This is a genomic window from Bacillus inaquosorum KCTC 13429 (assembly GCF_000332645.1).
Lineage (GTDB): Bacteria > Bacillota > Bacilli > Bacillales > Bacillaceae > Bacillus > Bacillus inaquosorum.
On sequence record NZ_AMXN01000005.1, the window covers coordinates 315,346 to 329,159 of the forward strand.

General features: G+C 41.7%; 8 protein-coding genes and 2 pseudogenes. 3 read left to right on the forward strand and 7 right to left on the reverse strand.

The annotated features are described in order from the left end of the window. Positions 1-55: 55 nt before the first annotated feature. Complete coding sequence (bdhA, locus tag BSI_RS06375; protein ID WP_004397748.1) at positions 56-1,096, forward strand: (R,R)-butanediol dehydrogenase; 1,041 nt, start codon at positions 56-58, stop codon at positions 1,094-1,096. A gap of 47 nt (positions 1,097-1,143) precedes the next feature. Here the strand turns inward: bdhA and iolT are convergent, their stop codons facing one another. Then, positions 1,144-2,565 carry a myo-inositol transporter IolT gene (gene iolT, locus BSI_RS06370; RefSeq protein WP_004397750.1) on the reverse strand — a complete coding sequence of 474 codons (1,422 nt, stop codon included), beginning with the start codon at positions 2,563-2,565 and terminating at the stop codon, positions 1,144-1,146. 609 nt (positions 2,566-3,174) lie between these two features. Between iolT and BSI_RS06365 the strand changes: the two are divergent. Continuing rightward, positions 3,175-4,169 (forward strand): annotated as a pseudogene (locus BSI_RS06365) (potassium channel family protein). Positions 4,170-4,229: 60 nt separating this feature from the next. On the opposite strand, the gene BSI_RS06360 reads toward BSI_RS06365, so the two are convergent. From BSI_RS06360 to gutB, 3 genes are all read right to left on the reverse strand, one after another. After that, positions 4,230-5,192, reverse strand: coding sequence for a carbohydrate kinase family protein (locus BSI_RS06360; RefSeq protein ID WP_032732206.1), 963 nt, complete (start codon positions 5,190-5,192; stop codon positions 4,230-4,232). A gap of 94 nt (positions 5,193-5,286) precedes the next feature. Then, complete coding sequence (locus tag BSI_RS06355; protein WP_004397757.1) at positions 5,287-6,663, reverse strand: MFS transporter; 1,377 nt, start codon at positions 6,661-6,663, stop codon at positions 5,287-5,289. Between the two features lie 73 nt (positions 6,664-6,736). Beyond that, positions 6,737-7,798 carry a sorbitol/xylitol/iditol dehydrogenase GutB gene (gene gutB / locus BSI_RS06350; RefSeq protein ID WP_032732208.1) on the reverse strand — a complete coding sequence of 354 codons (1,062 nt, stop codon included), beginning with the start codon at positions 7,796-7,798 and terminating at the stop codon, positions 6,737-6,739. A 204-nt stretch (positions 7,799-8,002) separates the two neighbouring features. Between gutB and BSI_RS06345 the strand changes: the two genes are divergently transcribed. Beyond that, on the forward strand, positions 8,003-10,498 hold the full coding sequence (locus BSI_RS06345; protein WP_004397764.1) for a tetratricopeptide repeat protein: 2,496 nt from the start codon (positions 8,003-8,005) through the stop codon (positions 10,496-10,498). A 99-nt stretch (positions 10,499-10,597) separates the two neighbouring features. Here the strand turns inward: BSI_RS06345 and BSI_RS23110 are convergent, their stop codons facing one another. The 3 genes and pseudogenes from BSI_RS23110 to BSI_RS06335 form a co-directional block, all read right to left on the reverse strand. Beyond that, positions 10,598-11,287 (reverse strand): alpha/beta hydrolase, encoded by a 690-nt coding sequence (locus BSI_RS23110; protein ID WP_109571635.1) that lies wholly within the window; start codon positions 11,285-11,287, stop codon positions 10,598-10,600. Positions 11,288-11,431: 144 nt separating this feature from the next. Then, a pseudogene (locus BSI_RS23115) lies at positions 11,432-11,715 on the reverse strand (abhydrolase domain-containing 18); the annotation flags it as partial. 836 nt (positions 11,716-12,551) lie between these two features. Continuing rightward, complete coding sequence (locus BSI_RS06335; RefSeq protein ID WP_004397769.1) at positions 12,552-13,544, reverse strand: hypothetical protein; 993 nt, start codon at positions 13,542-13,544, stop codon at positions 12,552-12,554. Positions 13,545-13,814 lie beyond the last annotated feature (270 nt).

The window sequence follows — 13,814 nt, forward strand, 5'->3', positions numbered from 1 at the left end:
TTCATATTGACCGATGCGGAATTACTCATATCAAAAGATATAGGAGTGGTAATCCATGAAGGCAGCAAGATGGCATAACCAAAAGGATATCCGTATTGAAAATATCGAAGAGCCAAAAACAGAGCCGGGAAAAGTAAAGATCAAAGTCAAATGGTGCGGCATCTGCGGCAGTGATTTACATGAGTATCTGGGCGGCCCGATCTTTATTCCGGTTGACAAACCGCATCCATTAACGAATGAAACAGCACCTGTCACCATGGGCCATGAATTCTCCGGTGAAGTTGTTGAAGTTGGAGAAGGCGTTGAAAACTATAAAGCAGGAGACCGCGTCGTAGTCGAACCGATTTTTGCGACACACGGCCACCAGGGTGCTTACAACCTTGATGAACAAATGGGATTCCTCGGCTTAGCCGGCGGAGGCGGCGGTTTCTCTGAATACGTCTCTGTAGATGAAGAGCTGTTGTTCAAGCTTCCTGATGAATTATCATATGAACAAGGTGCGCTCGTTGAGCCTTCTGCGGTCGCTTTATATGCTGTCCGCTCAAGCAAAATCAAAGCCGGCGACAAAGCGGCTGTATTCGGCTGCGGCCCGATCGGACTTCTTGTGATTGAAGCGCTGAAGGCTGCTGGTGCGACTGATATTTACGCTGTTGAGCTTTCACCTGAACGCCAGCAAAAAGCTGAGGAGCTTGGAGCCATCATCGTTGATCCGTCCAAAACAGACGATGTAGTCGCTGAGATTGCAGAGCGTACCGGCGGCGGTGTTGACGTATCATTCGAAGTCACAGGCGTTCCAGTTGTATTACGGCAAGCGATCCAATCCACTACAATTGCCGGTGAAACAGTCATCGTCAGCATTTGGGAAAAAGGCGCTGAAATCCACCCGAACGATATCGTAATCAAAGAACGTACAGTAAAAGGAATTATCGGATACCGCGACATCTTCCCGGCTGTATTGTCATTAATGAAAGAAGGCTATTTCTCAGCTGACAAACTCGTAACGAAAAAAATCGTGTTAGACGATTTGATCGAGGAAGGCTTCGGGTCTCTTATAAAAGAGAAAAACCAAGTCAAAATCCTTGTCAGACCTAACTAATTTGAAACTAAAAAGAATCCGCGCCCGTATGCGGATTCTTTTTTATCTTATCCAATCACTTCAGCGCCAGACTCTTTCTTCGCCTCGCCGCGATCATAAGCGCGGAAGTTATCCTCCAGCTGCTCAAGCGAAAGCCCTTTCGTCTCCGGTAAAAACTTCTTCACAAACAGGACAGAGCAAATTCCTAATCCAACGAAGATAAAGAACGTTGTGGACAGGCCAATGGCGGCCAGCAATATCGGGAAAGTGAAACTGACTGCAAAATTCACCATCCACAGACAGAATACTGTGACGCCCATTCCCAGACCGCGAAGGCGAAGCGGGAAAATCTCAGAAAGCATCAGCCACGTCACTGGTGAAATTGCCCCCTGCTGGAAAGCAAGGAATGTAACCGTTAATGACAGGACCACATATGGAAGTGCCGGTGATCCTTCGAGTATAAGTGAGAATATCCCGATCAGCAATAATGCCGTTGTCGTACCGATCAAGCCTGTCATCAGCATCGGCCGGCGGCCTACTCTCCCTAACAGCCAGATTCCAACGAATGTTGCCAATACCGAGATCACGCCATTCGCGATATTTCCGATTAAAGCGGCTTCCGTTTGAAAACCAGAATCTCTTAAAATTTCAGTCCCATAATACATAATCGAGTTTACACCTGTAATTTGCTGTACAATCGCAATCCCGATTCCAATGAACACAATCCGGCGCACCCATGGGACTGAAAGATCTTTAAACGTTGCTTTTTCAAGCTTATCTTCTTTTTTGAAAGCGAATTCAATTTCTTGCAGCTCAGATGCAGCCCGCTTTTCATCCCTGATTTTTTTCAATACCCGCAAAGCATCTTCTTTTCTCCCTTTAGAAACGAGCCAGCGAGGACTCTCAGGCATTCTGATCATGCCGAAAAACAGAAATACAGCTGGAAGCGACGCAATGACCAGCATAAATCTCCACACATGGGAGTTGTCTCCCATTGTTGTTCCAAGGATTGCATTAAAAACAAAGGCCAAAAGCTGTCCTGATACAATCATCAATTCATTCTGCGTCACCATCCGCCCCCTGCTTTCCACAGGAGACATCTCCGCTAAATAAGCAGGAACCGTAACTGATGCACCACCGACTGCAATGCCAAGCACAAAACGGGAAATAATCATGACCGTTACATTTGGAGCAAACGTACACCCGATCGTTGAAATGAAAAATATAACAGCGAGGAACAAAATATTTTTGCGGCGGCCGTTAAAATCAGACATCCTGCCGCCAAACACAGCACCGAGCGCGGCTCCAAAAAGAAGTGAACTGGTGACAAGCCCCTCTGTGAAGGCATTGAGGTTAAGCTGGTCTGGCTCTCCCATATACGGCAAAGCTCCATTGAGCACGCCGGTATCATAACCGAAGAGGAGACCGCCGAAAGTCGAGACTAAAATAATTGTACGTAAAAATGACATTTGATTGCCTTGTTTATTCATACTGTTTCCCCCAGTCTTTTTCAAAATCGGTCAATGCGTATTTCAAAAACTTATTCTAGGGCTGCTGCCTTCCTCATATGTCGTAAGCAGGCTGCAGAAAAAAGTTCATCATGTTTTTCTCCAATGGCCTCATAACCTTCCCTTCTTCTTAGCATGTAAGTTCTCTTGGAAGCGATTTCATTTTCCGCTAAAAGAACAGTGGGTATTTCTTTGCACATATACTTCATAACTTGTTATTTTATAGTCACTTCATAGTTCTATTGTAGTGATATCATAGTGACATTTTTGTTATATCTGATATTATCATAATTATAAAAACGCTTTCAGTCAATATAAATTTCTGAAAATTTTTTACTCAATAAAAGCAAAATTACCAATTCAAGGGGAAAATGAACTTTTTTCTTCATAAAAATGTGGAAATCAAGTCGAAATTCCTGTGAGTTTCTGTTCATCTGCTCATATCGATAAAATGAGTAAGTGTTGAGTAACTTTTCCTATCTTTTCTGCAATGACTTTCTTATCAGACATCGGAACAATTGTTTCAGAATTGAGATAAAAGGAAATAGAAAAGGAAAATAAATGATGGCTGGCTTAGGGGAGGCAACAAAATTGAATGAGGTTTATGTCATTGCAGGCCTTATATTGTTGACAGCGGGAATGATTGATTTTTTATGGACTACATTATGGTTAGAGAGCGGTGCAGGCCCCATCACAAGATGTCTGTCTGCATGGCTGTGGAAAGGCTGCCGCAAATCAGCGGAGACCATGCAAAGGTTCTCAGCACGGCAGGTCCTCTGCTGTTATGCCTAACGTTAGTGATATGGATCAGTTTATTTTGGAGCGGGTGGGTTTTGATTTTCTCGAGTGACCCTCATTCACTCGTCGGAACTCAATCGAAAGAACCGGCATCCTGGTCAGACCGAATTTATTTTACCGGCTATGTCATGTTTACATTAGGAAATGGCGACCTCGCACCGAACGGAGACCTCTGGAGGCTTGTCACTGTCCTTGAAACAGCTCAAGGCCTTCTTACCATCACATTTTCTGTCACGTATTTAATTTCCGTCTTGAGTGCGGTTAATCAAAAGCGATCATTTGCCCAAAGTGTATTAAGTCTTGGGCATGACGGAACAGAAATTGTCCAGACTGCATGGAACGGTAAAGATTTTCACGACATTGATTTCCTTCTTATCACATTCTCATCAGAGCTGGGTAAGCTGACCGCTCAGCATAACGCCTTCCCTATCCTTCATTTTTACCATAGCACGCAGCGTGAGGAATCATCCATTATAGCTGTCACCGTATTGGATGAAGCATTAACCATTTTGAAATACGGCATTCCTGATCAATATCAGCCGAACCAGCTTCACATCAAAGAAACGCGGTCAAGTATCAAAAACTACTTGGATACCGTCCATACAGCCTATATCCATCCGGCTGAACAAGCACCGCCGGAACCAGATATCACAAAGCTTCAAGAATCAGGCATACCAACTTTATCAAAGCAAACATTCCAAACTGCCATCAATTCTTTAAAGGAGCGGCGTCAATTGCTGCTGGGAATTGTCCAAGCCGGTGCCCGAAAATGGCCTGAACGAGAGTAGGCAAACAAAAAAAGATGCTTCCCAAAAGTCCAAAGACTTTCAAGAAACATCCCCGATGTTTTATAGAGAAACTTCAATTTCTTTCATGCTGGGCAGTGCATCAATCGCTCCAATTTTAGTGCACACAAGAGCTCCCACCTTATTGGCAAATGACACCATCTCACGCAACTTCGCAAAATCAGCATCAACAGATTGAATCTGATCCGTGTTTGCCAATTGATATAAAGCCGCACCGACAAAAGCATCTCCCGCTCCTGTTGAGTCAATTGATGTAACCGGAATGCTTGGAATGATTTCATGATCTTTTCCATTCGAAAGAAGCGTTCCGCTTTTCCCAAGTGTCACAGCGACAATTTTAGCACCGATCTCATGAAGGATCGCAACGCCCTCTTCATGATCCTTCGTACCGCTGATAATCTCAAGCTCCTCGTCACTGACTTTCACAAAATCACTTAAAGCAATCGCTTTTTTTGCGACACTTACAAACTCTGAGACCCTTCCCTTCCATAAATCCTCACGATAGTTAGGGTCAAACGAAATAAACTGCCCATTGTCTTTCGCAATCGACATGATACGTAAATAGGCTGAGCAAAACGGATCTGATAACAGGGCCGTTGCCGAGCCGAAATGAAGGATTTTCGCTTTGTTTAGTTTTTCCTGGTCAATGTCCTCCAGCGTAAACAAAGCATCCGCGCCTCTATTAAAAACAAAATCGCGCTCCCCATTTTGTTTTAATGAAACAAAAGCAAGCGTTGTAGGCGCTTTCTCATCCATGACCAACATAGAGGTATCGACCTGTACAGCATCCAATGTTTGCTTTAGAAAATACCCAAACGGATCCTTGCCTACTTTTCCGCTGAAAGCGGCATCTCCGCCCAGCTTGGCAATGGCTGCTGACACATTCGCCGGTGCACCTCCGGCACTTTTTAAGAAATTGCGTCCTTCCATTAAATCAACATCAACATCGGTACAAAAGAAGTCGATCAACAATTCTCCAATACAAACTACAGAATGACTACGCATATTATCACACTCATTTATAAAGTCTAGATTACAGTCTCAGTATATTACTTTCTGCCATAAATACAACATTGAATATTAAAAATTTTACATATATTTATTTTGCAGACCTTTTCTCCAGCTCAGAGATGATTTGCTTATATCTTTTTTCAGTTAAAGGATAGAAGGCAATGAGAATAATAGAAAGCAAAATGAATAATCCCGGAATTAAAGCATTCATATTTTTAATCGCATTCAATGACGTGACTGTCTGGTCTGCATTCGCGACATACCCGGCAATTCCTAAATAAATGGCCGAAAATGACCCGGCTAACGCAACACCCAGCTTATTAATAAAGCTCATGCTGGAAATCACCACACCATCCGCGCGAACTCCGGTTTTCCATTCCGCATAATCGACACAATCCGCAACCATCCCCCAAGCAAGCGTATTTAAAGGCGTTGTGAAAAATCCGGAAACAAAAAGCCAAATAAAAATGAGTGTAATAGAAGAATACGGCGTGAAGTGCAGGCCGGCATAAGAAATAAGCGATAGACCTGCCGTGATGATCATGACTTGTTTTCTGCTCCACTTCTCAGAAAAGAAAGGGATAAACAAATTGCTGATCAGCGCTGCTCCGAAAAATAAAACGGTTCCCAAAAATACAAATTCTTTATGGTTTACGTTATACGTAAAATAGTACACCATCGTGCTGAGCTTAATATTAAACCCGATTGCAAAAGCCAAAAATGATGAAATTAATATAAGCAAAGGTTTGTTTCGGAATAAAACGGATAACGTCTTTTTGATCCCTTGTTTTTTTCTCTTTTTTGGCTGAATCCGCTCCCGCACAGTAAAGAAACTGAATAGATTCAAAACGATGCTGACCGCCGCATAGATAAGCGCTGTCATCTGAAATCCAAACGCCTGATTCTCTCCTCCGATAGCAGTTGCAAGCGGTGTCGCACAGGAAATAGATAAAAGAATGCCGATATACACCAAAATCATCCGGGTTGTTGTCAGAACCGTTCGTTCCTCCACAGAATTCGTCATCCGCCCCGTTAAGCTGTTCACCGGAATCGTTTGCATACTAAAGGACATCCCAAGCAGAATATAGGTGATGTACGCATATACCATATTCCCCGTCTCACCGAAATGAGGCGTCGTGAAACATAAAAAGGTAAAAAGCGCAAAAGGGAATGCCACCCACAACAGATATGGCCTTGCCTTTCCCCACCTTGTGTTCGTTTTGTCTAAAATCAATCCCATAATCGGGTCAAAAATAGCATCCAGCACCCTCACAACAAGGAACAAAGTGGCGATCACCGCAGGCTGAATGCCGCCGACGTCTGTATAATAGAATAATAAGTATGCGTTTACAAACTGAAAAATAATGTTATATGACATATCGCCGAATCCATATCCGATTCGTTCAAACCAGGACAGACCGTGATGCTTCGCCTTCAATGTCGTGACTTTTTCTGTTTCAATCATCATTTCCCACCCCAAGAATCCGTTTTCATTTCCAGTAAACAAGAGGGAGAATACAAAGACCCTCCCTGTTCACTCAGCGATTTGGATACACCATCACTTTTAAACATTCATTCTTAAATTGAAGCGCACGCTCCATCGCCTCTTGCGTCTGCTCTAGCGAATATTGGTCGGTTACAAGATGCTTCGTGTCCACAATGCCGGAAGCAAGAAATTCGATTCCCTTTGGATACGTATTGGCATAACGGAAGATCCCGTAAATATCAATCTCATTGTCCGCAATAAACGGCACATTGAGCGGAATCTCGTTCTGAGAAGGCAAACCGACAATCGCCAGTTTCCCGCCCCGACGCACAGAAGCCAGTGCGGATTGCAATGCCGCTGGATTCCCCGCTGTTTCCCAAGCAACATCAACGCCTCTATCATTTGTGATCGTTTTAATCTCTTCAAGCGCGTCCTGTTCACGGATATTGATAATATGAGTCGCTCCCATTTTTTTCGCAGCTTCTAACCGCAGCGGCTCTAAGTCGGTCACGATAATTGTGCCTGCCCCAAATACTTTAGCTGCCGCAACAGCCATTAACCCCACAGGGCCCATTCCCATAATCGCAATTGTTGATCCCGGCTGAAGCTTCGTTCTCGCCGCTGCATGAATGCCGACAGAAAACGGTTCAATCAAAGCCGCATCTTCATAGGAAAGTGAGTCTGGGATCAAAAAAACAAAGTCCTGACGCATTTTAATATATTGAACAAACGCGCCATCTACCGGCGGTGTAGCCAAAAACTGTACATCCGGACAAAGGTTATAGCGTCCTTCCTTGCACGCCTCACAGCGTCCGCACGTGACACCCGGTTCAACAGCGACACGGTCTCCCACCTTAAATTGATTGACAGACGATCCGACAGCGGCAATTTCTCCCGCGCATTCATGGCCAAGGATAAATGGTTTTTCCACTACATAGTTGCCTATTCTGCCATTTGTATAGTAATGCAGATCTGATCCGCAAATCCCGACAGCCATCACCTTAATCAACACTTCATCATGATTGATGTCAGGCACAGGCAATGTTTCAATTTTGATCTCTCTTGTGTTGTGCATAACAGCCGCTTTCATGCTTTGAGGTACTGTGTGAGTCATTTGGCAAATTCCTTTCTTTAAAAAACAAAAATGTAAGTGCATACATTTTTGTTTTCTCTGTTACTGCCCTCATTTTATCTGCTTTTCAGCACGTTCAACAGCCTTTTCTGCTGTATAAAAGGACAGCCGCACTGTACTTTACTATTTTCTCATATACAAAAAACGCTGGATTGATAAAATAGTACTAATAGGAGGTGCAGGCTTATGGCTGAACTTGAAAACCGAAAACAATTTGCACAACTGCTGGCACCTGGCGTCAAATCACTAAAACTTCATCCTGATTATAAAGTCAGAAGGAAAAAGAATGAAAAAACAGGACATTCTTATATAGATAAAATCGCACTCCAGCTGGGGGTCTCCTCTAACACGATCAAAAGCTGGATCGGACAGATGGGTGCAAACTATATTCCCGGAAGAATTGACGACGGAAAACTGTTCGGAATGATCTGGATCATTCTCGAAAAGACCGACTTGGATATCGAGTGGCTGACCGGCCTGCTGGAAACCACCACCATCCCTGTTATCAAACCCGCATTGCCTGTATGGGCAGCGTCTTGTTTGAAAAAAGCTAAAACGCTGCGAAAAGACGGGTCATTCGGAGCTCCAAGTGATAACGATATTGAACTAGCAGTAAAGCGGCTGTTTCATGACAGAACCAGCCAAGAAACGAATGCACTTACAGAACAGCCTATCACGCATAACTTACCGTCACGCTGGTCCGGAAACTTCATCGGACGCAGCTTTGATATGGAAGCAATACGACAATGGATGCTTTCTCCGTCACCAGTCTGTTTAATCACAGGCTGGGCCGGCATGGGTAAAACCACAATCGCTCTTGAAGCTGCCTATTCCTGTGTCGGCAATTCTTCAGATTGGCCGGCATTCAACAGCATCATCTGGGTCAGCGCCGATTGGAAAGGTTTAAGCTTTAGCGATTTTTTAAATACGATCGCCTATCAGCTCGGACGCGCTGAACAAATCGATAAATCAATCAATGAAAAACGATTCGTCGTCCGCAATGCGTTAGCCAATTACACAAAAGAAAAACCGGTACTGCTGATCGTTGACAGCATTGATACCGCAGAACGTGACATTCACGAATTTATCACCAGCCTTCCGCAAGGCGTAAAAGTTCTCCTTACAGCACGGGAAAACGTAAAGCAAACCTATCGAGAAAGCTTCGGAGAAATGGCGGCCATCCAGCTGAGCGGCCTTGACCAAACAGATGCCCTTGAATTTTTTCAGCAAGAAGTGCACCGCTGCTTACAAACATGCAACCTTCCACATAAACGGGAAAAGCTGGAGCAGCTGTTCCATCTATCATCTGACCTGAAAAACGAATTCATTTCAGCGACTGCCGGAAACCCGAAAGCCATGGCACTCAGCATTGCCTATATGTCAGACGATGACATACCCGCTCAGCAGTTGATTCATGAGCTTGGAAAAGCAGGCTACACACTGCTGGAATTGTTTGAGTTCCTCTTTGGCCGCACATGGGACAGATGCAACGAAGATACGCGAAAGCTATGGCAGGCACTTTGCTTTTTCAGCAAGCCGCCGGATGATAAAAGTCTGGCGGCAGCGGCCGGATTAGACGCCCGCCGTTTTCATTACGCTATGGAACAAATGCGGTCATATGCCCTGATTCAGCCGGAACGAAGCGAGGGAAGGACACAATACTTAGCGCATCAAACCGTTGTCGCTTACGGAGAACAGCACTTGTCCGAACAGCATGAATATGAAAAAGAAGCCCGCAGCCGCTGGGCTCACTATTATATTGATTATGCCGAAACCCATTTAAAACGGGAACAGCCCAACTCTATCTATTGGAGCTACCTTCTGGGAAGGAATTTAGATCAAATGAAAAAAGAATGGCCAAACATCTTAAAGGTCATCCAATGGACAAGTGAAACCGGACAAAAAGAAACCCTAATCGAACTCATCACCCGCATCAGCCATTTTCTAAGCAGAATCAACCTGCCCCTGCGAATCGAATACGGACGCAAAGCCGCCGATGCCGCCCACCAATTAGGCCAACACACACGAGAAGCATTCTTCCGAATCGACACAGCAGGCTGGGCACTGATGGAAGTCAATGATTTAGATGGGGCGCTTCAGCAAATTGAGGCCGGACTGAAGATTCTGGAACAATCAGACGCAGAAGATCTCGATGCCCACGATTTAAAAGTATGGGGACACGCACTCAAAGCAAGGCTGTTTTTAAAAGCCGGGCAACAAGAAAAAGCAGCAACGATTTTAAACGAAATCGAAGATCAACCGATTTCTCCAACGATTCAACACAGAGTTCTACTCGTTCGCGGAGACCTAAGCTTTGTGAGAGGTCATGATGAAGAAGCCATTCAATTATACGAAGCGGCAAATGAGATAAGCTCCACGTACGGCGGCGAAAAAACGATAGAAGCCTATTTCAATCTGGGTGTTGCTTACGTGAAGTGTGATCAGTTTGAAAAAGCGGAAGAAGCCTTTGAGCAGATGCTTTATGACAAACAAAACGCGAATCAGGTTGAATTGATCTATTATTATTATGGGATGGCACAGTTGTTGTACCGTAAAGGAGAGGAAACGAAATCGATGGAATTCAATCAAAAAGCGATTCGTTTAATTGATTCTTGGGAGCCTGCTATTGGGATTCGGGGTGAGGTGGAACAACTGGCAAGGGTGACTAATGAAAACGACTAGTACGCATAGTAGTCCTGTCAGCTATCTCACTCAGTTTCTTTATTATAAATAGGAAATGCCAACTGAAGTCGCAGTTGGCATTTCCTTTCTTATTAAGATCTACAAATGTACTGAACCAGTTTTTCCCGTATGTATTCTTTCTCGTATAAAGGAAAGCGTATCATTTGCCAGTTTTTTGCGACAAAGAACAATACCAGAATGACCACAATTGTAAACATATCTTGTGGGTTTCCCCCAACTTTCCCATAAATAATCTGCATCTTTTAAGTCAATATACTGATCATGTTTAGCAGAAATCAGCAGAATGTTATCTTTATTAACTTTAGGCAAGGCTTGACTAGGATCTGTGATATTCCAATACGTCACTAAATCTTCATAGGTCACACCATTTTGTTCTAATTCTTCTCTTATGAATTTACCTGGGATCGTGTTCCATATTGAATAAGAAAGGCGATTGGCATAAAAAGCTGATACCACTACATCAATTTGGGATTCTAGGGTTGCAATTAGATTAGTAACCCATCCCCCTAAGCTTACTCCCACTATGATAACAGGTCCTTTTTTATTTGCTTTTATCCAGTGAATTAACGCACGTAAATCTACAATGGCCTGTCTTGTCGACTCAATTGTACGATCAATATTTGCACTAATCATCAACTCGCCACTATACAGCGAATTTTCCGGTTCTCTTTCAAAATGGTATGGAAGAGAATAATAATACATGTTCCAGCCTAAATCGTTCATTATACGATTATGAAATATTTTTTTGATTCTATTGTACGAATCCATGCGCCAGCCGTGTACAAAGATGACATTGGGTGGATCTATATCATTGTCGTTTAAAAAAACCTCCCCTTTTAAAGTATCATTAACAAGATTCCCAGATTGAATTAAGGATTCATAACTAAATGTTCCAACCCTATAATTTTTTTTAGATTCATTCAAATCAATTGAAACATCAGCTATATTTGCAGTGAAAAATTCCTCTCTATCATCTACATCGGCTTTACAAGCAGCAGAAAAATGTTTATCTTTGCTTCTTTTTCTGTGTAAATCATATAAAGCCAAACGATCTATCATTTTTGAGAAATGCACTATTAAGTCCTCCTTGATAATATCAGAGTTGATAATTGGGTTGTCTGTCTCTATAAAGTAGGGACGGATTTTATCAAGAATCTAACTCTATCGACAGTGAATTATTGGGGATCGGATGTCATTATTCTGTCGCTTTACCATAAAAGACGAGTTTCCTTATTGCAAGGAAAACATTGTCTTTTAGTAGATAAAAAAAGCAGCACAAATAGACATTTTAACAGGATTTCTCTTTGACAGTACTTTCCTAGGGGAAACCGTCTAAGAGTGTTGGTGGCACTATTATTTAGATAACTGGTCTTTTTTTGTCGTATGAGAGTATACCAATATGGTCGTCTGCAATAGAGAGAGAAGTAACATAGGTTGGGACGAATAATTTTCATACCTTTTTTGTCTCATAACAGAAACGTAGTTTACTGAAGTAACAGTAAGCCGTTTGTCAAAGAAGACGTAAGCAGGAACCTGAGCCGGTAGAATTTTGTATTTTGGTCAATTGAATAGTTCATATCGGGATTACCTACCATTTATCAAAACTATTAAAAATCGATATAGAACAGTGCTGAAAAAATCAAACTACAAAAGACAGAAAAAAAGAAGCCTCTCACAAGCTCGGTGAACTCATGAGAAGCCTCGAAAATTTATAAATGGCATCAAAAGGGCATCAAAAATGACGTCCGTTGCCGACAAACCCTTGTTTATCAAGAGTTTTTTGTCGGTTTTACATCATGCCGCCCATTCATCTGATATATAATAAAAGAAAATAGATATTAAAGAAACTTGTAATACCAACGTTTTTAACCAAAACATTAAATGAGGAAAAATACAATTTAAAAAAGGCGAGGACAACTTCAGGAATTTTTTTAGTGTTGCTTATCCAGATGGATTCTGGGGATTGGGGAGCTAGATATAAGGGAGTTGTAATTAATAGTACAATAAAAACCATCCATAAGATGGCCTTTTTTTATTCTCCAAATAATTTTACATAAACATTATTAAATAAATGAACTTGGGCTGTCCGATTAATCCAAATCGTAATATTATGATATTTTACATTATTCTGTGTTGAAGTATTGACCTTTACATAAGGATCTCCATAAGCGATTATTTGTTTATTATGTTTTTTATAATTATCTTCCATATAATCGATTAACGTTTCATGTTCCTCATAGATATTCAAACTCACACTTGGAACATGCCTAAATCCTTCTGTATCAATATCCTTTACATAAGGTTTTTCTAACATAAAAGAATAATATTTTTTATTCTTTTTGTCCGTTCTTATTTGATAATCCTTTACCATTCCCTCTATACAGATAGGGTGCTTCGGCTCCGGTTTATTTCTGAAATACTTCGATAATACTAGGAAATCTTTATATTCAGGACCAAAATAAAATTTATCCCAACTAATCGTCTTACTTTTATATTCTAACTTTAAATGTTTCTTAACATCCGTATTCTTTTCCATTTTAGAACGCAGGATCATAATATCTTTCATTCTACTTAGATAAGGTGTTATTGATCCACTATTTTTATAATTCTTATTCGCAGCATCCCCTTTCCCTTTTGGATTTGCCGTTGTTCCTTCTACCTCTTCTTCTGGAGGTTCTGCCATCGCTTTCTTGACAACTTGCAGCCTTATAGCATATTGATCATTTTTCTTTTTTTCCATGAATTCTTTCAATGCCATTGGTTTACGGGCTATAATTTCAATCTGTCCAAATGTATTATATTCACATTGTTCTTCATGTTCGATGCCTTTTTCCAATCGAAAATAAGGAGATACGTCAATCACTCTATTTTCTAATTGTCTCTTCCCCGATCTTCTGAATGATAATTCTACATTACAATAAGGACATGTGAACTTTTCCCCATTCAATTCCTGTTTATCTGCTTCTATATTCGTCATGAGTTCTTTTGTTTTAGTGTAAACTGCTTTATCTATTTTTACCCCCATATATGCCACTCTCTTTCTTATGTAGTCTTAGACTTAAAAATTTCATACCTTGCAAACTCTTCACTCAACTAGTTCACTATACATAAAAATGCCAACAAATTTCTCTGACGTTTGATTAAGAGTGATTTTTTCAGTCTTCACCAATTGGCTCTAGACACAAGAATTAAAATCATTTCATATCTTTTATTTAGGACCTATACTTACTGTAATTTTATTAATCTTATCTAATAAATTTATGAACAGAACTCCACATGACAACAAAGGGAGCTG